The following is a 21,854-nucleotide window of genomic DNA, read 5'->3' as shown; positions in this document are numbered from 1 at the left end:
CCGCCCGATGAGGCGGCTGCTGCTCGCGGTGCGCGCCGCCGCCTCGGGAGGGCGCTTCCTGAGCGTGTGGTCGCTCGTTCTCACGGCGCCCCTCTCGCTCACGATCATGGCCCCGGTCGGCGCGGGCGTCGACGTCGGAGCGGTAGCCCCGGCCACCGCCCTGACCACGGCGGGATTCGTGCTGGCGCTCGGCCTGCTCGCCGCCCTGGAGCGGCGCCTCCCCCGTCGCCGCGTCAGAGCGGTGTCGATCGTGGTGGGGATCGTCGTGTGCGCGGCGCTGCGTCCCATCGTGCAGGATGCGTGGGCGAGCGCGCTGGGCCTGCCGGCGCCGGCCGCCGCGCAGCTGCCGTTCCGCATCGCGACGAACGTCGTGGTGTGGCCGGTCGTGCTGGCCGTCGTCGCGGTGCTCGAGAACGCGCTGCGCACCCTCCGGCGCACCAACGCGCTCCTGCGCGAGGTGGCCCACGAGCTGGCGGATGCGGGTGCGCGCGCCGCCCACGCCGACCGCGTCGCGCGGCGGGAGGTGGAGGCCGCGGCATCCGCGCTCACGGTCGCCGTCGAGCGGCTGGGCATGCACGACGGCACCGACCCGGTGCGCGAACTCGGCGCGGTCGGCTTCCGCGCCTGGAGCCATCGACTGCAGCATCTGGCGGACGAACCGCTCGCGCCCGGCGACGCCGTCACGGCGCCCGCCCCCGTCGGCCCCCCGGGGCGCGGCGGGCGCCGGCGACTTCCGCCGTTCCGACTGCCGCCGCGCGGCGCGGTGACCGTCGTCTACATCGCCTGCACCCTGCCCTACGCGCTGCGCACGAGCACCCCGTCCGAGCTGGCGGTCGGACTCCTCGCCGTGGCGCTCGCGGGAGCGATCGTGGACGGGGTCTCGCGCCGACGCGCCCTGGCGCGCAGCGCGCACGCCGCCGCGGCGACCTACCTCGGCACGGCGGCCGGCGCCGGCGTGCTGCTCTCGCTGCTCGCCCTCGCGGACGGCCACCACGGAGTCGTCGCCGTGCTGCCGGCCGTCGACTACCTGGCCTTCTCCCTCGCCGGCGGACTGTGCGCCGGCGCGCTGCACGCGCTGCGACGCGAGCAGCGGCGACTGTCCGGCGCGGTCGCGCACGCGCAGCGCGCGACGAGGGAAGGGGCACGCCCGGTGCGCGAGGGGCTGCGCCGCACCGCCGAGCTGCTGCACCGCGAGGGCCAGGGCGCCTGCGTGCAGTTCGTGCTCGTGCATCCCGCGGCGACCCCGGACGAGATCGCCCTGCTGCAGCACCGGCTCGGCGACCTCCTGCACCGGATGCCGTCGACGTACGCCGCCGGGGACGGCGGGGCCGACGCCGCGGCGCTCGCCGCCCTCACCGAGACGTGGGGGCGCGTGATCGACCTGGACGCGAGCGTCAGCCCGGCGGCGGCGACGGCGCTCGACCGGGATCCGTGGGCGGCGCGCGACGCGTACGACGTGGTCGCCGAGGGCCTCCTCAACGCGGTCAAGCACAGCGGGCAGAAGCGCGCTCGCGTTCTCCTCGACGTCGCCCCGACCGGCGCCGGGCCGCGGCTGCGCGTCGAGGTGCGCTCCTTCGGCACGGCGCCGACGGGGGCCCAGCTGCGCCCCGCGTCGCACGTGCGCGATCTCGGCGCGCGCCTGCGCGCCGAGGCGGGCGGAGCGGTGCTCGAGGCGGCGCTGCCGCTCGCCCCCGCCCCTCCTGTCGTGTCAGCCGAACATCGCGGAGAGGCGCCGACACCCGGGTCATAACGTCGTCATCGCGCCCCGACATCCGGTCGGGACCCGCCGATGAACGGAACCGACGTGAACGAGCTGCACACCCTCCTCCCCCTCGCCGTGGGGATGCTCCTGTCCCCCCTGCCGATCGTGGCCGTGGTGGCGATCCTCCTCTCCCCCCGCGGGCGGGCCTGCGCTCCGGTGTACACCGCCGCGTTCACGCTCGTCTCGGTCGCGGTCGTCGGCCTCGGCGCCGCGGGCGCCGCCCGCGCATCGTCGGCGAACGGCGCCGACTCGCGGATCGTCTCGCTCGTGCTGGCCATCGTGCTGACCATCGGGTTCACGGTCTTCGCGATCGCGAGCTGGGCGGGACGCCCTCCGCACGGCCAGCCGGCCGTCGCACCGAAATGGCTCGCGGCGATCGATGGCGTCACCCCTCTGTCTGCGGTGGGCCTCGGGCTGGTCATGGCGATCACCAACACCAAGAACATCCCGCTGGCTCTGAAGGCGGGTGCCGTCATCGGCGAGGCGCACGTGACGCCCCTCATCGGCGTGATCCTCTGCCTCGCCGTCGCGATCACCGGCTCGCTGCTGCTGATCGTGCCCGCCCTGGTCGAGCTGACCGGCTCCGCACACGTGCACCGTGGCCTGCAGGCACTGAAATCCCAGTTGATCGCCCACAACGCCGCCATGATGACAGTGCTGTTCGCGATCCTCGCGGCGAACGAGGCCGCACAGGTCATCCACCGCCTGGTCGCCTGACCGGCGTCCTCCCCTCTCCGCTTCCCGCGCATCCCCGAAAGAAGGCCGTCATGTCGAACACCATCGAGAACACCCCCACCGTCGCCTGCGTCACGACCGCCCCCGCGGGCACCTTCCGCGGGCTGGTCCGCGAGGGCGTCCGCTCCTGGCGCGGCATCCGCTACGCCGAGGCGCCCACGGGCGATCGCCGCTGGCGCGACCCGGTCGCCGCGGCGACCGCCGACGGCGAGGTCGACGCGACCGCGTTCGGCCCCGCCTGCCCGCAGGTGCGCACCCCGGCGATCGCCCTCGGCGACGATGCGGTGCTGGACGAGGACTGCCTCTCCCTCAACGTCTGGGCACCCGGCACCGACACCGCCGCGGCGCGACCGGTGATGGTGTGGATCCACGGCGGGGCCTACACCTTCGGCGCGTCGAGCCAGCAGATGTACGACGCGACGTCGATCGTCGACCGCGGTGACGTCGTCGTCGTGACCGTCAACTACCGGCTGGCCGCGTTCGGCTTCCTGGATCTGTCGGGCCTGTTGCCCGACGGCGGCTTCGACCGCAACCTCGCCCTGAAGGACGTGCTGCTCGCCCTGCGCTGGGTGCAGGGGAACATCGCCGCGTTCGGGGGCGACCCGGGTCGGGTCACCGTGTTCGGCGAGTCCGCCGGGGGCGGCCTGGTCACGACGCTGCTCGCGACACCGTCGGCGGCCGGGCTCTTCCACCGCGCCATCGCGCAGTCCTCCCCCGCCTCCAGCATGTACGGCGTGGACCGCGCCCGCGACGTCGCCGAGCGCTTCACCCGAGAGCTCGGCATCGACACCACGGATGCCGCGGCCGCCGCAGCCGCGCTGCGCGCGGCATCCGCCGACCGACTCGTCGCGGCGGGGATGGCCGTGTACGCGCAGGTGCCCGATGAGGCGCCCGGCACGCTGGCCTTCGCGCCCATCGTCGACGGCGAGCTGCTGCCGGAGGCGCCCGCCACCGTGCTCCACGAGGGTCGCGGCCTGCCCGTGCCGCTCATCATCGGCACCAACAAGGACGAGGCCTCGCTGTTCAAGTTCATGAAGTCGCCGCTCATCCCGATCACCGAGGAGCGCATCATGAAGATGTTCACCGACATGGCCGCCGACAACCCCACCGTCGAGCTGCCGTCGGTCGCGCAGGTGCAGACCGCCTACGAGAACGTGCGCCACAACATGGTGGGGCTGGGCGTCGCCCGCGACATCGGCTTCCGGATGCCCACCCTGTGGATCGCCGAGGGCCACAGCCGGGTCGCCGACGTCTGGCTGTACCGCTTCGACCACGCGACGCCCTTCCTCCGGCTGATCGGGCTGGGCGCCACCCACGGCAGCGAGCTGGCCTACCTCTGGGGCAGTTTCTCCAGCGGCCCCAAGGACCTCACGTTCCGTCTCGGCGGCAAGCGCTCCGGCGAGGAGATCTCCGTGCGGATGCAGGACCGCTGGACCGCCTTCGCCCACGGGCGCACCCCCGACGCCGAGGGCGTGCCCGGTGCGCCCCACTGGCCCGCCTACGCCACCGCATCGACCGACGCCGCGGACATCGCCCGCGCCACACTGGTGATCGAGCGGCACGACAGCGTCGTCGACGACCTCGACGCGCCGCTGCGCGCGGCCTGGGGCGACCAGGTCCTCGACTTCCACTGATCCCCCATCGCGCCGGCTTCGCCCCGCCCCACCCCCCTCGAGGAGCATCATGTCCGACACGTGCAGCGCTGCCGCACCCCTGAGCCGCACCCATCTCGCCCCCGCCATCGCCACGGCGGGTGCGACGATCACGCCCGCGCGCCACGCCTCCGCGCACCCGGCCGCCTCGGCCGCCGACCTGCTGGTCGTGGGCCGCATCGCCACCGGCGACCCGGCCGCGCCGACGGCGGAGGCGATGGCGGTCGCCGGCGGGCGCATCGTCGGCATCGGCTCCCGCGCCGACCTCGACGCGCTCACCGGCCCCGCCACGACGACGCTCGCACCGGACGGTGTCGTGATCCCGGGCCTGATCGAGCCCCACGCGCACATCTGGGTGTCGCTGCTCACCCTCGACTGGACCGACGTGTCGCACAGCGCCTGCCCGCGCTTCGACGACGTCGTGGCCGCGCTCACCGCGGCCGCCGCCGCGACGCCCCCCGGGCAGTACGTCCTCGCGAAGCTCTTCGACCCGAGCCTCTACCCCGGCGAGCCCGTCCTGACGCGCGACATCCTCGACCGGGTCGCGACGGACCGCCCGGTGATCGTGCTGAACGCGTCGATGCACTTCGCCTACGCCAACAGCGCGGCACTGGATGCCGCCGGCATCACCGACGCCACGCCGCAACCCGTCGGCGGCACGCTCGAGAAGGTCGACGGGCGCCTCACCGGTGTGGTCGGCGAGTCCCCCGCGGTCACGATGCTGCTGGCGCGGCTGCCCCGGCCGACGAGCGAGGACATCGCCCGCGGCATCCGGCAGGTGCTCACCGCCTTCGCGAGCCGGGGCGTCACGTCGATGCGCGAGGCGATGACCGGCACGCTCGCCGGGGTGAGCGAGATCGCGATGCTGCACGCGCTCAACGGCGCTGCCCGCCTGCCCGTGCGGGTGTCGACGGCCCAGTTCTCCGCACTCGCCGGCTGCGCGGGTCCGCTCGAGGCCGCCGCCGCGTGGAAGGAGGCGGGGGTCACCCCCTTCAGCGGAGACGAGATGGTGCGCGCCGACGCCTGGAAGATCGTCGCCGACGGCTCCAACCAGGGCCGGTCGGGCTACTTCCTGCAGCCGTACCTGGGCGAGACCTCGGGCGGCCACGCGAACTGGACGCCGGAGAGCCTGCGCGAGGTGATGCGCGCCGGCCTCGACGACGGCTGGCAGCTGATGATCCACACGAACGGCGATGCGGCGGTGGAGTTCGCGCTGCGCGCCGCCGAGGAGCTGCTCCCCGGGCGTCGGGGCGACCTGCGCCACCGGTTCGAGCACGCGTCCGTGACGACCGACGATCAGCTCGTGCGCATGGCGGCCGCGGGCATCTCGCCGAGTTTCCTGATGGACCACGTCTACTACTGGGGTGCCGCCTTCCGCGACACGATCCTCGGACCCGACCGCGCGGCACGGCTCGACCGCCTCGCGTCCGCCGTGCGTGCGGGGCTGCGTCCGAGCCTGCACTCGGACTACAACGTCACCGAGGTGCACCCGCTGCACGCCGCCCAGACCGCCGTCCTGCGCCGCCTCGAAGCCGACGGATCGGTGCTCGCGCCCGAGGAGTGCGCCACGCCCGCCCAGGCGCTCGCCGCGATCACCGCGGATGCCGCCTGGCAGATCCACGCCGACGATCGCGGGAGCCTCCGCGCGGGCATGCGCGCGGACTTCGCGGTCGTGGACGCCGATCCATGGACGAGCGATCCCGCCGGCTGGGACGACATCGCCGTCCACGCGACCTACATCGACGGCGTCCCGGCGTTCTCCGCCTGACCGCTCGCCGCCCACCCCCCCTTCCCGCCTGTCCCCTTTCCTCGCCTCCCCCCTCTCCCGAAGGCCTCTCATGACCAGCACCCTGCCGACGTCCGTCGTGCGCTCCCCCTCCGTCCTCGCCGTCCCCCTGCTCGGCGTCCTCGCCGCCGTGCAGGGCTCGGCGCCGAACATCGCCGCGACCGCACTCGTCGGCGCCAGCCGCGGCCTCGACATGGTCGGCGGAGACCAGGCGCTCGCCGCCTCGATGCAAACTCTCGCGATCGCGGCATCCGTCATCACGACGGGCCTGCTCGCCGACCGCATCGGACGTCGGCGCATGCTCGTCGCCGCCCTCGTCACGGGGCTCGTGGGGCAGCTGATCGTCGCCGCCGCCCCGGTGCCGGCGGTCTACATCCTCGGGCAGGCCGTGTCCGGCGTCGGTCTGGGAGCGGTCTACGCGGCCGCCTTCGCCTACATCCAGGTGCTCGCGGCGCCGGGTCGCCTGCCCGCCGCGGTCGCGACGTTCGCGGCGTGTTCGGGTGCCGCGGGCGTCGTCTTCACGTTCTCGGGCGGGATGCTGGCCGGGGCCGACTGGCGGCTGGCGTTCCTGCTCGTGCCGCTCCTGTCCGCGCTCAGCATCCCCGCGGTGCTCGCCCTGCTGCCGGCCGTGGCTCCGAGCGTCACCGAGAAGCGCGACGTGTGGGGACAGATCGCCCTCATCACCGGCATGGTCGTGCTGCTGTTCGGCGTCTCCCAGCTCGCGTCCTCGCTGCGCAGCCCCCTCACCTGGGCGGCGATCGCACTGGGTGCGCTGCTTCTCGGCGCGTTCGTGTGGTCGCAGACGCGCGTCGCGCATCCGTTCTTCCCCGTCGCACTGTTTCGCCGGCCCTTGTTCCTCGCCGCGCTGTGCGCCGGGTTCGTGTTCAACGCGGGTGGGGCGGTCGCCTTCCTCCAGCTCTCGAACCTGTGGCAGTACGTCCTGGGGCTCACCCCCGGCACGGTGGCGGTGTGGCAGCTGCCGGTGTCGGTCACCTCGATCCTGGGCGCGATCGTGCTCGGGCGGCTCATGACCCGCGGGATGAGCCCGCAGACCTCCCTGCTCGTCGGCGGCGTGCTGTCCGCGGCCGGGTTCGGTGCGGCGTTCCTCGCCCGCGATGCCGCTTCACCGCTGGCGTTCGTCCCCGCCGGCATCCTCATCGCCCTCGGGATCACGGCCGCCGCGCTCCCCTACGGCACCCTCGTGCTCAGCGAGGCGCCCGCCGAGTTCTACGGCCCGGTCACGAGCTCGCGCACCACCTTCGGTCAGCTCTTCTACTCGCTGGGAACGGCGCTGTCGACGGTCGTCGTCACGCAGCTCACGGTGGCCGGCATCACCTCGCGGCTGTCGTCATCGGGCATGTCGGATGCCGCCGTCCAGACCGCTCTGACGAGCGTCGGCGCCTACGCGAAGGACGGAACCCGTCCGGATGCCGCGGTGTTCGATGCCGCCCTCGGCGCCTACCGCGACGGCTTCGGCGCGCTCATGCTGGGCATGGCCGTCGTGGCCCTGGTGGTCAGCGTCGTCGGCGCCGCCCTGATCGCCCGCGCGCACCGCGGCCTCACCTCGGCGCGCTGAACGGCGGGTACCGGCGCCGCAGGATCAGGCGCTGCCCCAGGGTCCAGGCAGCGGTGGTCATCAGATAGACCGCCGCGGCGAGCGGCACGAACAGCGCGACCACGGCGGTCGCGAACTGCAGCGCACCGACGACCGGATGCGCCGCGGCGACGCTCGACCGCGCGTCCGCCGACGGCAGCAGCAGGCGCCGCGTGAGCTCGCCCACGACGGCGATCACGATGACGACCACACCGATCACGATCGCCGTCGCGGCATCCAGCTGCTGCGCGAGGACCGCGCCCACGAAGCTGCGTCCGAGCGGGACGCCCAGGAGCGTCTGATCGAGAAGCGGGTTGCCGTGGCCCGCGATCGAGGCGTGCAGGAAGGCGGCGTACACGAGGCCGACGACGGGAGCCTGCAGCACGAGCGGCAGGCATCCCGCGGAGGGCGACACCCCTTCCTCGCGGTAGAGCGCCATCGTCTCGCGCCGGAGACGGTCGGGGTCCGTCCGGTGCCGCTGCCGCAGCACCTGCAGACGGGGAGCGAGCCGCGAGCGGGCCTGTTCCGCCCGGGCCTGGGCGATCCCGACCGGGATGAGGAGCATGCGCACGCCGAGAGTGATGAGCACGACGGAGAAGCCGGCCGCGAGCGGTCCGGCGACAGGGGTGAGAAAGGCGATCACGGCCATGAGGCCTGTCGAGACGAGGTCGAGCAGGGCCGCCACCGGCGGCAGGGCGAAGAGGTCCACGGGGCATCCGTTCCAACGAGGCGATCAGAGTGGGCTGGTCGACCGCGAAGGGATGCCGAGGCGCGATGGCGCGCGCGGCGTGGCTAGGCGGCCGGTGCCGCCCGACTCGGACCGCGCCGCAGGACATGCCCCGGAGCGTCCGGATCGCTCTGCGCCAGCGGCGCAGCGAGCAGTCGCGACCGCGCCGACCGCACGCGCGTGGGCGATGCGCCCTCGAGGGTGGAGGCGGCGGTCGCAACGAGCACGACGACGGCGAGCGTCGCGACCGCGACCGCCACGGCGCTCAGCGCGCCGATCTGCGCGACGTCCGGCGCCAGCATGCCGATGCCGGAGATGAGCTCCCGCACGACGGAACGGAGCGTGTCGATCATGGCCCGCCTCCTCCCGTCGGTGCTGCCCAGGGTAGCGGAGAGCACCCCGTCCACGCGCGACGCGCGTCGCGCGCACCCGTTCACGAGGCGTTGCCGGGCGCCGAGTACACTCCCGGCGTGACCTCCCGCTCCGCGCCCCGACGACCGTCGTCGACGAGCACTCCCCGATGAGCGCGTCGGGGGCGCTCGCACGACGGCTGGGCCTGATCGATGCGATCGCCATCGGTCTCGGATCGATGATCGGCGCGGGCGTCTTCGCCGCCTTCGCACCCGCGGCCGCGGCGGCCGGCGGCGGGCTCCTGATCGGTCTCGCGATCGCGGCGGTCGTCGCGTACGCGAACGCGACGTCGTCCGCTCAGCTCGCCGCGCAGTTCCCGACATCCGGCGGCACCTACGTGTACGGCCGGGAGATGATCGGCCCCTGGTCGGGCTTCTTCGCCGGCTGGTCGTTCGTCATCGGCAAGACCGCCAGCTGTGCCGCGATGGCGCTGACCTTCGCGTCGTACGCGGTGCCGGAGGCGTGGCAGCGGCCGGTCGCGGTCGCGGTCGTCATCGTGCTCGCGATCGTCAACACCTTCGGGGTGACGCGGACGGCCGGTCTCACCCGAGCGATCGTCGTCGTGGTGCTGTCGGTGCTCGTCCTCGTGGTGGTGGCCGCCGCGGCATCCGGCGCGGCGACGACAGCCAACCTGACCATCGCGCCCGGTGATCACGGCTGGTACGGGATCCTCCAGTCGGCGGGGCTGCTCTTCTTCGCCTTCGCCGGCTACGCGCGCATCGCGACGATGGGCGAAGAGGTGCGCGATCCGCAGCGGACCATCCCGCGCGCGATCGTCATCGCGCTGGTCCTCGCCCTCATCGTCTACGTCGCGCTCGCCGTGGCGGCGCTCGCCACACTCGGGCCCGAGCGGCTGGCCGCCTCCCCGGCGCCGCTGGCCGAGCTGGCCGCCGCGGGCGGCTGGACCTGGACCGGGCCCGTCGTGCGGGTCGGCGCTGCCGCGGCATCCCTGGGCGCGCTGCTGGCTCTCGTGGCGGGCATCGGGCGCACCAGCCTCGCGATGGCCCGCGCGGGCGACCTGCCGCGGTGGCTGTCGGCGGTCCACCCGCGTTACGCCGTGCCGCACCGCGCCGAGCTCGCCCTCGCCGCCGTCGTGAGCGTGCTGATCCTCACGACCGACCTCCGTGCGGCGATCGGGTTCTCCTCGTTCGGGGTGCTGCTGTACTACCTGATCGCGAACGTCGCGGCGTATCGGCAGGGTGCCGCGGCGCGGCGCTTCCCGCGCGTGCTGCAGATCGTCGGCGCGGTGGGCTGCGCCGTCCTCGTGGCGACGCTCCCCTGGCCCTCGATCGTCGGCGGCGCGGCGGTCGTGGCGGTCGGCGTCGGCTACCGGGCGCTGCGCCGCCGCGCGGAGGGCGTCACGCCGCGCGCGTGACCAACGTCGGAGAACCGCGGGCGGGCGCGCGAGATCCCGCGAAACGGGGCGGCGGCGCGGGCATTGTTCCGACGTTGTGCACACGCAGACAGCGCGACCGCCGCGACGCGCGCGAGCTGGGCGCGAGATCCGGCGCTCACGGCTGCGGCGTCGTGATCGCGACCGGCGTCCCCCACCCGTAGTAGTGCTGCACGGTGGTGGTCTGGATGCCGCCGACGCTCGCGGTCGCCTGGACGCCGACCGGCACGTGGGCCGACGTCAGCCACACGACCATCTCCTGGACGTCGGCCCCCACGGCGGTGAAGGCGGCGTCGGACTGGAGCCGCCACGCGGGGACCTCGGTGTCGTCGGGAAGCGTGAGGACGTCCTGATCGGTCTGCACCGTCCACGACGCAGATGCCGAGATGACGGCGGTGGTGGCCGACGGATCGGCGAAGGCCCGATAGGCCTGCCCCACGGTGCCCGCCAGCATCCGCTTCGGGTCGGTGCTGCTCGCGTCGCCCTCGACCCACACGCCGTCGATCGTGATCCACGCCGCATCGGGCGTGAGCACGAACGAGGTCGAGCCGTCCGCCCCCGTCACGGTTCCCGCCATCGCGGGCGCGTCGCCGAAGACGAAATCCGCCTGCCCCGAGCTGCCGTCGGAGGCCGTGAACGTCTCGCGGCCGCTTCCCGCGGCACGCGAGAAGCCCACGACGCACGCGGCCAGATCCGAGCCCGCGGCCGATGCCCCGGGCTTCAGCTCGACGGCGTCGCAGACCGCCGGAGCACCGACGGCGCCGGACACGGATGCGGACGGCCCCGGCGAGGACGCGGCCGCGCCGGCGGTCGTCGTGGGCGAGGCGGCGGGCGTCGTGACCCCCGCGGCGCACGACGTGAACGCGAGGGCTCCGGTCGCGGCGGCGAGGATCAACACGGCGGGGAGGGAACGTCGCATCCCTCGACTGTATGTCAGCACCCGCCCACCGCTGTGAGCCGGCCCGGCCATTTCACAGGCATCGGGTGCTACAGTTGACCGTCCCGTATCTCGGGCACGCGTCCGTTCCGTCCCTCTCGATGCCGAGAGCCATCTCCTCGGACCGCCATCTACGACCAGCGGCATCCTTCGCCGCCCGCGCACCACTGTGATCGCGCGCTACAGAAACGATTCATGACCTTCCCTCCCACCTCGCCAGAGGTCCTCTGGCGCCAGGCCGACGCCGACGTTCACGTCGCCACGATCGCCGGTGAGTACGCCGGCTTCGTCGCCGACACGCTCGCCGGAGCCCACGCGCACGGCGCGCGCGGCGAAGACCTCGGCATCCACACCAGCCCGCTGCTGGCTCGAGCCGCCGTGACCGCGGCGCTCTCGACCGCTCACAAGACCCCCACACGTCCGCGTCGCATTCGTCGACTCGGCACACCCGGCCGCCCCGGCGGCCCGAAAAACAGAAGGAAAGACACGATGGCCACTGGCACCGTGAAATGGTTCAACTCCGAGAAGGGCTACGGCTTCATCGCGCCGGACGACGGCTCCGCCGACCTGTTCGCGCACTTCTCCGCAATCGTCACCGACGGCTTCAAGGAGCTGCGCGAAGACCAGAAGGTGGAATTCGACGCCGAGCGTGGCCCCAAGGGCATGCAGGCCGCGAACATCCGCGCGCTCTGACCCAGACCGCGCGAGAGAGCCTGTCCCGACGATCGTCGGGGCGGGCTCTTCCCGTTCACGCGACGGACTTGACTCTCACACCGTGTCACGCGGGAGCATGACCTCATGGCCGAGACCACGGATCTCATGACGATCGGACAGTTCAGCTCGCTGAGCAGACTCTCCGTGCGCATGCTGCGTCACTACGACCTCCACGGAGTCCTCGTGCCCGCCGACGTCGACCGCGTGAGCGGGTACCGACGTTATGCGGCACGTCAGCTCCAGGATGCCGCTGACATCCGCAATCTGCGCGACGTCGGGTTCGGCGTCTCCGCCATCGGCATCCTCCTCGCCGCCCGCGACACCCCGGAATGGACGACGGCGCTGCGCCCGCAGCGCGAGTCCCTGCTCGAGGAACAGCGCGCGGCCCAGGGACGTGTCTCTCTCATCAACAGATTGCTCGACCACGGAGGAACACCCATGTCCATCACTGTCAGTCGCACCACCGTTCCCGCGATGACGCTCGCGTGCCTGCGCGGAACCGTGCCCACCTACGCCGACGAGGGCCAGCTCTGGGAGCGGATGATGCCCGCTCTCGGCGCGCAGTCGATCGCGCCGCTCGGTCCGTGCGGCGTGATCGAGCACGACGATCAGTACACCGAGCGCGACGTCGACCTCTCGATCTTCGTGCCCGTCGCCCCCGGAACGCGCGTCGAGGCCCCGCTCGAGCTCGTCGAGCTTCCCGCGCGCGACTGCCTCGTCGCGCGCGTGGTCGGCCCCTACGATCAGATCACCGCCGCGCACGACCTCATCAACCAACGCATCGCCGCCGACGGGCTGCGTCCGCGCAGCGACGATGCGCTGGCTGCACGCGCGTTCAACATCTACCTGAACACGCCCGCCGAGGTGGGCCCGGCCGAGCTGATCACCGAGGTCTACGAACCGCTCGCCTGAGTGGGCGCGCCGTCGCCCGAGGGGCCACCGGCCTCCGTCGGATCGGTGACCCATCGGGCGATGGCCGCCTCGACCAGCCGCGCCACGCGCTCGGGCGGATACGCCCCGGGGTCGAGCACCGCCTGAGTGGCGATGCCCAGCATCGTGGCGTGCAGCTGCTCGGCGATCGCGGCCGCATCGTCCGGGTGGGTCGACGTCTCGTCGAGGACCGCCGCCACGAGGAGCGCGAGTCTGGCGCGGCTGTCGCGATAGCGCTGGGCGTGCGCGGCCGCACGGTCGGGCTCGGCGAGCGCGGCATCCCACGAGCTCACCCAGATGCGCGTCGCCGATCGTGACGGCCGATCGAGCGGCAGCATGCCGCGCAGCGCCGCCCGCAGCGCCGATCGAGCACTCTCCGACGGCGATCCCGCATCCGCGGCCCGGCGCGCGGCGAGCAGGTCGAGTGCGTAGTCGGTGAGTTCCTTCTTCGAGCGGAAGTAGTGCGTCACGGTTCCGGTCGTCGCGCCCATCTCGGCGGCGACGACACGCAGTGAAAGCCCGACGAAACCGTCGCGGTCCAGCACGCGCCAGACGGCTTCGGCCACCTCCGCTTGACGGTCGCGGCGGGTCCGCTCGGCAGGAGGCATGGGTCTAGACTGCCCGACATAACGATCGTTATGGAAGGCGTACATGTTTCATCCAGTCCTCTCCCCCTCCGCCGAGCTGCGACCTCTGGAGCTCTGGCACGCCGACGAGTTCGCCGCGCACATGGAGCGGGCGCGCGAGCACATCCGCCCCTGGGTAGGCCCCTCGTTCGTCACGGACACCGTCGAGGGCGCCCGCGCCACGCTGCACCGCTACGCGGCGAGTGCGGCCGACGACGGCGCGCGCCTGTTCGGCATCTGGGCGGACGGGCGCCTGGTCGGCGGCGTGATGTTCGTCGCCTTCAGCGCCGCCGCCGGCCACTGCGAGATCGGATGCTGGCTCGAGCCCGCGGGCGAGGGGCGGGGACTGGTGACCGCGGCGTCCCGGGTGCTCGTCGAGTATGCGCTGCGCGAACGCGGCCTGAACCGCGTCGAGTGGCGCTGCCGGGCCGACAACGAGCGCAGCGCCGCGGTCGCGCGACGGCTGGGGATGACGCTGGACGGTACCCTGCGCGGCGCCTGGCTCAACGGCGGGGTGTTCCACGACAAGCAGGTGTGGGCACTGGTGCGCGAGGACCTCGCCCCGGCGTGACCCCGCTCGCCGGACGCGTGCGGCCACCTCCGGAGCGCCGCGCTCGCCCGCGCTCGATCCGCGCAGGAGCGGGTCGTCAGCGGCCGTCGGCGACGATCTCGGCTTTGGCTCCCGCGGAGTTCTCCAACCAGCCCGCGTAGTGATCCGGTCCGCCCAGCAGCCAGCCCGACTCGCGACGCGCTCCCGGAAGGTCTGCGACCCACAGTTCGACGTGATGAAAGCCCGGCACGGTCACAGTCTTCCAGCGAGCGCCGCAGGCGGGACGCGGCGCGCGCGATCGGCGATATCCGCGGCCAGCTCGACCTCGACACCCGCGGGCGCGGCGTAGTCCACGTGGAGCGCACCCTCAGCCGGCGACCTGCCCGCTCGACGCGGCCGTGGTGCCCAGGTCAGCTGCCAGGATGCGGATGTGGGCGAGGATGCGGTCGCGAAGACCGCGGACGCCGTCGATGCCCCAGTTCTCGGGGTCGAGGAACTCCCATTCGACGAGACGCCCGCTCACCGGTCCGGGGAGAGCAAGCCGGGGCTTCATGGTGACGACGATGTCCGCCGCGGCGAGGTCTGCGGCCGTGACGGCGCGCGGAACGGCCGCGCTCGTGTCGATGCCCAACTCGCCGAGGGCTTCGGCGATGACCGGGTTGATGTGCTCGGCGGGTGAGAGTCCTCCGCTGGTCGCGTTCACCTGTCCGGGGGCGATGTGAGCGAGAAGGTGTGCGCCGAGCTGGGATCGACCGGCGTTGTGCTGGCAGATGAACAGGACGGTGGGAGTGCTACTCACGCGAGGACTCCTGCGGGGGTGTGGGTGCGGGACCAGGTCTGTGTGGCGACGTGGACGGCGTCCCACGGGGAGCCGAGTGGGGGCGTGTAGGAGAGGTCGAGGTCTGAGATCTGTTCGACGGTGAGCCCGGCGAACAGGGCAGTGGCGTAGGTGTCCACGCGCTTGGCGGTTTCGGTGCCGAGGCGGCCGACCAGCTGCGCGCCGAGCAGCAGGCCGCTCTGGGTGTCGCCGGTGATCCGGATGCTGATGGGCTGCGCGCCCGGGTAGTAGCGCTTGTGATCGTCGGCGGCGATCTGCGTGGTCGCGGGACGGTAGCCGGCGGCGATGGCTTCGTCCTCGCGCAGGCCGGTGCGGGAGGCGACCAGGTCGAAGACTTTCACGACCTGGGTGCCGACGGATCCCGCGAATCGGGCGGTGCCGCCGAGCGCGTTCTCCCCGGCGACGCGGCCCTGCTTGTGGGCGGTGGTGCCGAGGGGCAGGTAGGTGAGCCCGAGGAGGCGGTGGTGAGTGATGACGCCGTCGCCGGCGGCGAAGACGTGTGGCAGGCCGGTGCGCATCTGCTCGTCGACGACGACGGCGCGGCCGGGCCCGAGGGTCGCGCCGGCCTGTTCGAGGAGGGTCGTGTTGGGGCGGACGCCGACGACGGCGAGGACCAGCTGCGCGGTGTGGGTGACGGGCTGCCCGTTGCGGGTGCCGCGGACGATGAGGCCTTCGGCGGTCTTCTCGACGGTGTGGACGGTGGTGCCGGTGTGCACGAGCACGTCGTGGTCTTCGAGTTCGGTGCGGACCAGCCCGGAAAGCTCGGGGTCGAGGGTGGAGAGGACTTCGGGTCCGCGCTGCAGGACCAGCACGTGCATGCCGCGTGCGGTGAACGCTTCGGCCATTTCGAGGCCGACGTAGCCGGCGCCGATGATGATCGCCGAGCCGGGATTCTGTTCCTCGAGTTGCCGTTGCAGGGCGAACGTGTCACCCATGGAGTGGATGACGTGCAGCCCGTCGTCGGGGCCGAGGGTGTCGAGGCCGGTGATGCCGGCGTGGGCCGGGAGGGCGCCGGTGCCGACGATCAGTTCGTCGTAGCTGAGCTGTTCCTCGCGGCCGTGCTGGTCGCGGATGCTCAACCGCTGCCCGGCGACGTCGATGCCGGTGGCCAGGGTGTCCAGGCGCAGGCGCATTCCGGTGGCTTCCAGCTCCGCGTGGGTGCGGTGCGCGAGGGACTGCCATGGCTTCACGTCGCCGGAGAAGAAGTACGGGATGCCGCAGATGGAGTAGTTCGGGTAGGCGTCCGCGACCACGACGGTGACCTCGACGGTCGGGTCGAGTTCGCGGGCGCGCAGCGCGGCGGAGATGCCGGCGTCGCTGCCGCCGATGGCGACGATGTGGGTCATGAGGCTTCCTTGGGGTCGGTGAGGGTACGAGTGACGGCGAGGTCGTCCGCAGTGACGGTGGCGCGCGGGAACAACAGCACCGCGAGGGCGACACCGATGCCGGCGCCGAACAGCTGCGCAGCCAGGAACGGGAGCACCGACGTCGGGGCGATGCCCGCGAAGGTGTCGGTGAAGATCCGGCCGATGGTCACGGCGGGGTTGGCGAACGAGGTGGAACTGGTGAACCAGTACGCGGCGCCGATGTAGGCCCCGACCGCCGCAGCGATCGTCGGGGCGGTGCGGCGCGCGCGGGCCAGGCCGAAGATCAGCAGCACCAGCCCGGCGGTCGCGACGATCTCCGCGAGGAACGTCCCCGCAGTGGCGCGGGCGGTGGTGGCGATGGAGGTCGGGATCTCGAACATGGCGTTGGCGAGCATCGCCCCCAGGATCGCCCCGGCGACCTGCGCGACGATGTAGAACACCGAGAGCGGCAACGGCATGCCGGTGCCGTGCCGACGATCGAGGAGGGTGTCAGCGAGGGAGACGACGGGGTTGAAGTGCGCGCCGGAGACCGGGCCGAGCAGCAGGATCAGCACCGCAAGGCCGAGCGCGGTCGCGATCGAGTTCTCCAACAGCTGCAGGCCCGAATCGGTTGAGAGCCGCGCGGCGGCGATCCCGGAGCCGACGACGACGGTCACCAGAAGCCCGGTGCCGAGGAGCTCGGCGCCGACGCGGCGCAGCAACGCGATCGTGTTCATGGGTTCCCTCATCTTGACGACACGACTATAACTCAGTCAAGATTGAGGTAATGAACGTTGAGCGAAATTCTCTCGAGGTGCGGGCTGCGAAACACGCCGCCCTGGCCGATCCGGCGCGGCTGCGGATGCTGGACCTGCTGTCCTTCGGAGATCTCTCTCCGACCGAGCTACTGCACGAGCTGCCGGGGATGACCTCGAACCTGCTCGCGCATCATCTGAAAGTGCTGGAGCGGGTGGGCATCGTGTCGCGGACTCGGTCCGAGGGCGACGGCCGGAGGATGTATGTGGCGCTCATCCCGGGCGCACTGGTCGAACTGGGATCGTTCGCGACGGCCGGTGCCGACCGGGTCGTGTTCGTGTGTTCGGCCAACTCGGCTCGGTCTCAGCTGGCACAGGCGCTGTGGAACGACGTCAGCGAGATCCCCGCCGTCAGCGCGGGGACGCATCCCGCAGCCGACGTGGCTGCCGGTGCCGTCGCCGCCGCGGCGCGTCACGGTCTGGATCTTGCCGGCGCGGCGCCGCAGCAGATCGAAGGCTTGGTGAAGGACACGGATTTCGTGATCACGGTGTGTGACCGCGCGCACGAGGAGTTCCCCGCAGGGATGGTGCATTGGTCGGTGCCCGACCCGGTGCCGGTCGCGACGGACGAGGCGTTCGAGGCGACGTTCGCGGATCTGTCCGCGCGGGTGACGCGGTTGGCACCGCGGATACTCGCCCTGACCTGACCCTCAGCCGCCATTGCGGGTGGAGCGGCGTTCGATCGAGACGGTGTCTCGCCAGGTGCCGGCGTGTGGGCCGACGGTCATGAGCGCGACGCGTTCCCGCGTGCCGATGCGCCGGGACCCGGCCCGGTCGTGCAGGCGGAGGCTCGCGGTGTTCTCCGGGAAGATGCTCGACTGGATGGTCCAGTAGCCGGCGTCGTCGGCGACGTGGATGAACGCGTGCAGCAGCGCGGCGCCGATGCCCTGCCCGTGGTCTCGAAAGTCGCCTCACCCCCGGCGATCCCCGCAGCGAGGATCTCCTCGACCGCGGCCCAGTCCTCCGAGGTCATCGGCCGGATACGAGTCATGAGCAGCAGGAGCTGCCGTTGCCGATGTCGGTGGAGCAGACCCCCGTCGCGGGCAGGACGAGTTCGACCTGGGTGGCGGCGGGCATGTCGCCATCGATCCAGGCGACGATGGAGCGGACCTGCTCGTAACCGGTCGCGAGCAGGAAGGTCGGTGCGCGGCCATAGGACTTCATGCCGACCAGGAAGAATCCGGGCTCCGGGTGGGTGAGTTCGCGGAACCCGTGCGGTTCGACCGTGCCGCAGGAGTGCTCGTTCGGGTCGATCAGGGGCGCCAGCCGGCGCGGGGCCTCCACGATGTCATCCAGCTCCAACCTCACCTCGCGGAGCATGTCGAGGTCGGGCCGAAACCCGGTCGCGTTGACGACCAGGTCGGTGCTGTGCTGCGCGGGTTCCCCGCGCCGTGAGCCGTGCAGCACCACGCCGTCGCTGCCGCGGTGGAGGGTGGAGATCTCGAACCCGTCGACGAGGTCGATGCGCCCGGTCGCGACGAGCTGGTCGACCCGCGAGCCCAGCAGCGCGCGGTTCTCCAGCTCGTCGTCAGGGGACGAGGAGACGCGGATCGCGGAGGCGTTGCGGATCAGCCAGCTGACCCGGGTTCCCGGCGCGGTCTTCGCCAGCTCTGCTAGCGCGATCAGCGTGTTCGCGGCCGAGTGACCGGCGCCGACCACAGTGGTGTGCCGGCCCGTGAACCGGGACCGGTCCGCGCCGAGCACGTCCGGGAGAGCGTGCACGACCAGATCGCCGGCAGCCTCGACGCCGATCGGGGAGAGCCCGGATGAACCGAGCGGGTTCGGCGTCGTGTAGGTGCCGGATGCGTCGATCACGGCCCGCCCGGTGATGTCTTCCACCGACCCGTCACGGTGTCGCAGCCGCAGCAGGAACGGCGCCTGTGCGCGGCCCGCCGTGCGTGTCCGATCCATGCCCTCCCGGCTGACCGCAACGACCCGCGCCCCGAACCGGATCCGCGACCCGATCGCCTCCAGCTCCGCCAGCGGGGCAAGGTAGGCCTCCACGAGCTCGGCGCCCGTCGGGGCGTCATCCGATGCCGGAGCGACCCATCCGGCCTCCTCCAAGAGTCGCTGCGAGGCCGGATCGATCAGATGCCGCCACGGCGAGAACAGGCGCGTATGGCCCCAGAGCCTCACCGACGCCGCGACCTCATCCGCCGCCTCGAGCACGACGAAGTCGATGCCGCGCTCGGCGAGGTTTGCGGCCGCTGCGAGCCCCACCAGCCCCGCGCCGATGATCACCACGGGCAGCGTCGCGAGACGATCGCTGTGCACGGCGCGGGGAGTCAGATCCAACAGAATCACGACGTGACCTCCAAGATATCGATGTGCGTCGATGCAAGTATCGACTCATCTATCGATGACTGTCAATATCGACTATCATCGATGCATGGGTGCGATGCTCGAGGTCCACGACGTCTCCACGGTGACGTGTTGCCAGCCGCTGGTCGCCGAGCCGTTGTCGCAGCCTGACGCGGAGCAGCTGGCGCAGACGTTGAAGGCTCTTGCAGATCCGGCCCGGTTGCGGTTGCTGTCGATCGTCGCGTCCAGCCTCGACCAGGAGGCGTGCGTGTGCGACCTGATCGAGCCGATCGGGTTGTCGCAGCCGACCGTGTCGCATCATCTCAAAGTGCTCACGGATGCCGGGTTCCTGACCCGCGCGAAGCGGGGAACGTGGGCGTACTACCGTCTCGTGCCGACCGCGCTCGAGCAGGTCGCCGGGGTGCTGATCAACGCTGAGCCCAGCCGCAGCTCTGGGTAGCGGCCGTAGGCGGCGGATCGCTCCGGCGTCATGCCGTCGCCGGAGCGAGCGCCGCAGACGGGACGCGGCGCGCGCGCTCGGCGATGTCCTCGGCCAGCTCGACCTCGACACCCTCGGGCGCGGCGTAGTCCACGTGGAGCGCGCCCTCGGCATCCCGTTCCCAGTGCACGCCGATGGTGCCCCGCGGCGTGTCGATCGAGGTGCGCGCCCAGGCGAGGCCGGCGGGCGGACGCGGGTCGACCCGCACCCGCGCCCACCCCGGAGCGAGGGAAGCGAGTCCGCCGACGACGCGGTGCATCCAGTCGGCGACGGCGCCGAACGCGTAGTGGTTGAAGCTCGTCATCTCCCCCGGGTTGACCGTTCCGTCGGGAAGGAGCGCGTCCCATCGCTCCCACACGGTGGTGGCTCCGAGGTCGACCGGGGCGAGCCACCCCGGCGTCTCGCGGTTGACGAGCAGCGCCAGCGCGTCGTCGAGATGACCGGTCGCCGTGAGGGCGTCGCACAGGTAGGGGGCACCGGCGAAACCGGCGATGACGCGGTGTCCCGACGCGCGGACGAGCTCGGCCAGCCGCTGCCCGGCCTTCGCGGCATCCGACCCGTCGAGCACCTCGCAGACGATCGCGAGCGCATACACGGCGGGCGCATCCGAGCGCAGCCGCCCGCCGGGCTCGGCGTACGCCCGCCGGAAGTCGTCGCGCAGCCGCCGGGCGCGGGCCGCCCACCGCCTCTGCTCGCCGGGACGGCCGAGCACGCTCGCGGCGCGGGACAGCATCAGGATGCTGCGGTGCAGCGCGGCCGTCGCGACCGCACCCGGGTCGGCGATCGCCGCGAACGGGTCGTCGGGCGGAGCCGTGGGATCGAGCCAGTCCCCGAACTGGAAGTCGTCGCGCCAGACCCCGTCGGCGGAGAGCCGGCCGAGCACCCGTTCGACGTGCGCGGTCATGCTCGCCCAGCTCTCCGCGAGCACGGCGGGCTCGCCCGACGACTCCCACAGCGCCCACGGCACCCACACCGCGGCGTCGCTCCAGACGCCCACCGCCTCCGGCGGCTCCCCCGCGCGCACGCTCCACCCCGGCAGCGCATCGGGCACGACATAGGGCACCCGCCCGTCGGCATCGTCCTGCTCGCACCGAAGGTCGGTGAGCCATTCCCGGAGGAACCCGTCCATGTCGAAGAGGAAGCAGGCGGTGGGGGCGAACACGGCGATGTCGCCCGTCCATCCCAGGCGCTCGTCCCGCTGGGGGCAGTCGGTGGGGATGCCGACGGTGTTGCCGCGCAGACTCCACACCACGTTGCGGTGGAAGCGGTCGAGCACCGGATCGGAGCAGGCGAAGCGTCCGGTGCGGCGCAGGTCGCTGCCGATGACGACGGCCTCCACGTCGCCCTCCACCGCGCGCCATCCCTGGATGCGCGCGTAGCGGAACCCGTGGAAGGTGAAGGCGGGCTCGACGTCGTCGTCGCCGCCGGACAGCACCACGACGTCCTCGGCGCGGGCGCTGCGCAGCGGGCGGCGGGCGAGCTCTCCGCGTTCGAGTACTTCGGCGTGCTGCACGGTGAGCCGATGGCCGCGCGGCCCCCGGACCCTCATCCGCAGCCGGCCCACGAGGTTCTGTCCGAAGTCGAAGATCGTGCCGCCGCGGCCGTCGCTCCACGCCGAGATGGGGGCGACGCGCGCGGTCCGCACGATCGGGGGCCCCGCGAACGGCACGAGCCGGGAGCGGTCGAGGTGGTCCACGACGACCGGATGCGCAGCGCCGCGGCGCGTGCGCAGATCGAGGTGCTCACCGTCGTAGAGGTCGTCGGAGAGCGTCACCGTGCGGACCGTCCGCCAGGCGTCGTCGGTGACGAGACGGTGCGACGAGCCGTCGTCGAAACGCAGGGTCAGCGCGGCGGCGACACCCGGCCGATCGCCGTAGAGCGCGCGGGCTCCCCTCCATCCGAGGCGACCGCAGTACCAGCCATTGCCGGCACGCAGCTCGATCTCGTGGGAGCGCCCGGGGCCCAGCTGCGCGGTGACGTCGTAGGTCGCCACGCGCAGCCGGTGGCGGTACGCCGTCCACCCCGGCAGGAGCACGTCGGCGGTCACGGGCCGTCCGTCCAGCAGCGGCTCGACCAGCCCCTCGGCCGTCACCTCCAGCACCGCCGCGGTCAGCGCGGCGCCGCCCGGCACCGAGAACGCGCGCACGAACCCCGGCGCTCCGCGCCATCCCTCCGGCGCGCGGAGCACGCTCGCACCCTCCAGCATCCCTCTTCCTCCTGCCTCTCCTCGACGGGCAC

At 72.6% G+C, this 21,854-nt stretch carries 22 protein-coding genes; 11 read left to right on the top strand and 11 right to left on the bottom strand.

What is annotated here, in order from left to right; all coding sequences use genetic code 11:
* Positions 1–7: 7 nt before the first annotated feature.
* The 5 genes from L0965_RS05560 to L0965_RS05540 all read left to right on the top strand — a co-directional run bounded on the left by L0965_RS05560 (position 8) and on the right by L0965_RS05540 (position 7,511).
* Positions 8–1,750 carry a hypothetical protein gene (locus L0965_RS05560; RefSeq protein WP_101305922.1) on the top strand — a complete coding sequence of 581 codons (1,743 nt, stop codon included), beginning with the start codon at positions 8–10 and terminating at the stop codon, positions 1,748–1,750.
* A 39-nt stretch (positions 1,751–1,789) separates the two neighbouring features.
* Positions 1,790–2,479 carry a GAP family protein gene (locus L0965_RS05555; protein WP_232784010.1) on the top strand — a complete coding sequence of 230 codons (690 nt, stop codon included), beginning with the start codon at positions 1,790–1,792 and terminating at the stop codon, positions 2,477–2,479.
* A 50-nt stretch (positions 2,480–2,529) separates the two neighbouring features.
* Positions 2,530–4,131 carry a carboxylesterase/lipase family protein gene (locus tag L0965_RS05550; protein WP_101305921.1) on the top strand — a complete coding sequence of 534 codons (1,602 nt, stop codon included), beginning with the start codon at positions 2,530–2,532 and terminating at the stop codon, positions 4,129–4,131.
* 49 nt (positions 4,132–4,180) lie between these two features.
* A complete protein-coding gene (locus tag L0965_RS05545; protein ID WP_101305920.1) occupies positions 4,181–5,917 on the top strand; it encodes an amidohydrolase in 1,737 nt (578 codons plus the stop codon).
* A gap of 70 nt (positions 5,918–5,987) precedes the next feature.
* Positions 5,988–7,511 carry an MFS transporter gene (locus L0965_RS05540; RefSeq protein ID WP_060960064.1) on the top strand — a complete coding sequence of 508 codons (1,524 nt, stop codon included), beginning with the start codon at positions 5,988–5,990 and terminating at the stop codon, positions 7,509–7,511.
* Here the strand turns inward: L0965_RS05540 and L0965_RS05535 are convergent.
* Positions 7,495–8,238: a membrane protein insertase YidC gene (locus L0965_RS05535; RefSeq protein WP_101305919.1), complete on the bottom strand. Its 744-nt coding sequence runs from the start codon at positions 8,236–8,238 to the stop codon at positions 7,495–7,497. The genes L0965_RS05540 and L0965_RS05535 overlap by 17 nt on opposite strands.
* Before the next feature lie 83 nt (positions 8,239–8,321).
* On the bottom strand, positions 8,322–8,609 hold the full coding sequence (locus L0965_RS05530; protein ID WP_101305918.1) for a hypothetical protein: 288 nt from the start codon (positions 8,607–8,609) through the stop codon (positions 8,322–8,324).
* A 167-nt stretch (positions 8,610–8,776) separates the two neighbouring features.
* Here L0965_RS05530 and L0965_RS05525 point away from each other — a divergent pair, with 167 nt between their 5' ends.
* Positions 8,777–10,042, top strand: coding sequence for an APC family permease (locus tag L0965_RS05525; protein ID WP_101305917.1), 1,266 nt, complete (start codon positions 8,777–8,779; stop codon positions 10,040–10,042).
* A gap of 136 nt (positions 10,043–10,178) precedes the next feature.
* Here L0965_RS05525 and L0965_RS05520 read toward each other — a convergent pair whose 3' ends face one another.
* The gene (locus L0965_RS05520) at positions 10,179–10,979 is read right to left on the bottom strand and encodes a hypothetical protein (protein ID WP_101305916.1); all 801 of its coding nucleotides are present in this window, start codon (positions 10,977–10,979) and stop codon (positions 10,179–10,181) included.
* A 507-nt stretch (positions 10,980–11,486) separates the two neighbouring features.
* On the opposite strand from L0965_RS05520, the gene L0965_RS05515 reads away from it, so the two are divergent.
* Both L0965_RS05515 and L0965_RS05510 read left to right on the top strand, forming a co-directional pair.
* On the top strand, positions 11,487–11,690 hold the full coding sequence (locus tag L0965_RS05515) for a cold-shock protein (protein ID WP_060960125.1): 204 nt from the start codon (positions 11,487–11,489) through the stop codon (positions 11,688–11,690).
* A gap of 105 nt (positions 11,691–11,795) precedes the next feature.
* Entirely contained in the window at positions 11,796–12,623 is an 828-nt protein-coding gene (locus L0965_RS05510) for a GyrI-like domain-containing protein (protein WP_101305915.1), read from the top strand.
* On the opposite strand, the gene L0965_RS05505 is transcribed toward L0965_RS05510, so the two are convergent.
* Positions 12,605–13,249, bottom strand: coding sequence for a TetR family transcriptional regulator C-terminal domain-containing protein (locus L0965_RS05505; protein ID WP_198553689.1), 645 nt, complete (start codon positions 13,247–13,249; stop codon positions 12,605–12,607). The two genes, L0965_RS05510 and L0965_RS05505, sit on opposite strands and share 19 nt — an antisense overlap.
* A gap of 43 nt (positions 13,250–13,292) precedes the next feature.
* Between L0965_RS05505 and L0965_RS05500 the strand changes: the two genes are divergently transcribed.
* Entirely contained in the window at positions 13,293–13,838 is a 546-nt protein-coding gene (locus tag L0965_RS05500) for a GNAT family N-acetyltransferase (protein WP_101305913.1), read from the top strand.
* 76 nt (positions 13,839–13,914) lie between these two features.
* Here L0965_RS05500 and L0965_RS05495 read toward each other — a convergent pair whose 3' ends face one another.
* The 4 genes from L0965_RS05495 to L0965_RS05480 all read right to left on the bottom strand — a co-directional run bounded on the left by L0965_RS05495 (position 13,915) and on the right by L0965_RS05480 (position 16,738).
* Entirely contained in the window at positions 13,915–14,067 is a 153-nt protein-coding gene (locus L0965_RS05495) for a hypothetical protein (RefSeq protein ID WP_198553688.1), read from the bottom strand.
* A 117-nt stretch (positions 14,068–14,184) separates the two neighbouring features.
* Positions 14,185–14,616, bottom strand: coding sequence for a low molecular weight phosphatase family protein (locus tag L0965_RS05490; RefSeq protein WP_101305912.1), 432 nt, complete (start codon positions 14,614–14,616; stop codon positions 14,185–14,187).
* Entirely contained in the window at positions 14,613–16,001 is a 1,389-nt protein-coding gene (locus tag L0965_RS05485) for an FAD-dependent oxidoreductase (RefSeq protein ID WP_101305911.1), read from the bottom strand. Before L0965_RS05485 ends, L0965_RS05490 begins: the two co-directional genes overlap by 4 nt.
* Positions 15,998–16,738, bottom strand: a complete 741-nt coding sequence (locus tag L0965_RS05480; RefSeq protein WP_060960074.1) for an aquaporin — start codon at positions 16,736–16,738, stop codon at positions 15,998–16,000. The genes L0965_RS05485 and L0965_RS05480 overlap by 4 nt, the downstream gene beginning before the upstream one ends.
* A 50-nt stretch (positions 16,739–16,788) precedes the next feature.
* Here L0965_RS05480 and L0965_RS05475 point away from each other — a divergent pair, with 50 nt between their 5' ends.
* On the top strand, positions 16,789–17,463 hold the full coding sequence (locus L0965_RS05475; RefSeq protein WP_101305910.1) for a helix-turn-helix domain-containing protein: 675 nt from the start codon (positions 16,789–16,791) through the stop codon (positions 17,461–17,463).
* A 3-nt stretch (positions 17,464–17,466) separates the two neighbouring features.
* Here the strand turns inward: L0965_RS05475 and L0965_RS16795 are convergent, their stop codons facing one another.
* Both L0965_RS16795 and L0965_RS05465 read right to left on the bottom strand, forming a co-directional pair.
* On the bottom strand, positions 17,467–17,673 hold the full coding sequence (locus L0965_RS16795) for an N-acetyltransferase family protein (protein WP_371836320.1): 207 nt from the start codon (positions 17,671–17,673) through the stop codon (positions 17,467–17,469).
* A gap of 130 nt (positions 17,674–17,803) precedes the next feature.
* The gene (locus tag L0965_RS05465) at positions 17,804–19,120 is read right to left on the bottom strand and encodes an FAD-dependent oxidoreductase (RefSeq protein ID WP_101305909.1); all 1,317 of its coding nucleotides are present in this window, start codon (positions 19,118–19,120) and stop codon (positions 17,804–17,806) included.
* A gap of 85 nt (positions 19,121–19,205) precedes the next feature.
* Here L0965_RS05465 and L0965_RS05460 point away from each other — a divergent pair, with 85 nt between their 5' ends.
* On the top strand, positions 19,206–19,577 hold the full coding sequence (locus tag L0965_RS05460) for a metalloregulator ArsR/SmtB family transcription factor (protein WP_060960077.1): 372 nt from the start codon (positions 19,206–19,208) through the stop codon (positions 19,575–19,577).
* Positions 19,578–19,605: 28 nt separating this feature from the next.
* On the opposite strand, the gene L0965_RS05455 is transcribed toward L0965_RS05460, so the two are convergent.
* Entirely contained in the window at positions 19,606–21,822 is a 2,217-nt protein-coding gene (locus L0965_RS05455) for an alpha-L-rhamnosidase (RefSeq protein ID WP_101305908.1), read from the bottom strand.
* Between the last annotated feature and the right edge of the window lie 32 nt (positions 21,823–21,854).

The sequence above is a fragment of the Microbacterium sp. NFH-22A-Y genome (assembly GCF_021401375.1).
GTDB classification, from domain to species: Bacteria; Actinomycetota; Actinomycetes; order Actinomycetales; family Microbacteriaceae; genus Microbacterium; species Microbacterium hominis.
This window is presented reverse-complemented; position numbering and strand designations above follow the sequence as displayed.

What these genes read in the sequence shown, in the direction of transcription:
- L0965_RS05560 (WP_101305922.1), top strand. Translation starts at nt 8, where the DNA reads ATGAGGCGGCTGCTGCTCGCGGTGCGCGCCGCCGCCTCGGGAGGGCGC.
- L0965_RS05555 (WP_232784010.1), top strand. Translation starts at nt 1,790, where the DNA reads ATGAACGGAACCGACGTGAACGAGCTGCACACCCTCCTCCCCCTCGCC.
- L0965_RS05550 (WP_101305921.1), top strand. Translation starts at nt 2,530, where the DNA reads ATGTCGAACACCATCGAGAACACCCCCACCGTCGCCTGCGTCACGACC.
- L0965_RS05545 (WP_101305920.1), top strand. Translation starts at nt 4,181, where the DNA reads ATGTCCGACACGTGCAGCGCTGCCGCACCCCTGAGCCGCACCCATCTC.
- L0965_RS05540 (WP_060960064.1), top strand. Translation starts at nt 5,988, where the DNA reads ATGACCAGCACCCTGCCGACGTCCGTCGTGCGCTCCCCCTCCGTCCTC.
- L0965_RS05530 (WP_101305918.1), bottom strand. Translation starts at nt 8,609, where the DNA reads ATGATCGACACGCTCCGTTCCGTCGTGCGGGAGCTCATCTCCGGCATC.
- L0965_RS05525 (WP_101305917.1), top strand. Translation starts at nt 8,777, where the DNA reads ATGAGCGCGTCGGGGGCGCTCGCACGACGGCTGGGCCTGATCGATGCG.
- L0965_RS05520 (WP_101305916.1), bottom strand. Translation starts at nt 10,979, where the DNA reads ATGCGACGTTCCCTCCCCGCCGTGTTGATCCTCGCCGCCGCGACCGGA.
- L0965_RS05515 (WP_060960125.1), top strand. Translation starts at nt 11,487, where the DNA reads ATGGCCACTGGCACCGTGAAATGGTTCAACTCCGAGAAGGGCTACGGC.
- L0965_RS05510 (WP_101305915.1), top strand. Translation starts at nt 11,796, where the DNA reads ATGGCCGAGACCACGGATCTCATGACGATCGGACAGTTCAGCTCGCTG.
- L0965_RS05505 (WP_198553689.1), bottom strand. Translation starts at nt 13,249, where the DNA reads ATGCCTCCTGCCGAGCGGACCCGCCGCGACCGTCAAGCGGAGGTGGCC.
- L0965_RS05500 (WP_101305913.1), top strand. Translation starts at nt 13,293, where the DNA reads ATGTTTCATCCAGTCCTCTCCCCCTCCGCCGAGCTGCGACCTCTGGAG.
- L0965_RS05485 (WP_101305911.1), bottom strand. Translation starts at nt 16,001, where the DNA reads ATGACCCACATCGTCGCCATCGGCGGCAGCGACGCCGGCATCTCCGCC.
- L0965_RS05480 (WP_060960074.1), bottom strand. Translation starts at nt 16,738, where the DNA reads ATGAACACGATCGCGTTGCTGCGCCGCGTCGGCGCCGAGCTCCTCGGC.
- L0965_RS05475 (WP_101305910.1), top strand. Translation starts at nt 16,789, where the DNA reads ATGAACGTTGAGCGAAATTCTCTCGAGGTGCGGGCTGCGAAACACGCC.
- L0965_RS05460 (WP_060960077.1), top strand. Translation starts at nt 19,206, where the DNA reads ATGGGTGCGATGCTCGAGGTCCACGACGTCTCCACGGTGACGTGTTGC.
- L0965_RS05455 (WP_101305908.1), bottom strand. Translation starts at nt 21,822, where the DNA reads ATGCTGGAGGGTGCGAGCGTGCTCCGCGCGCCGGAGGGATGGCGCGGA.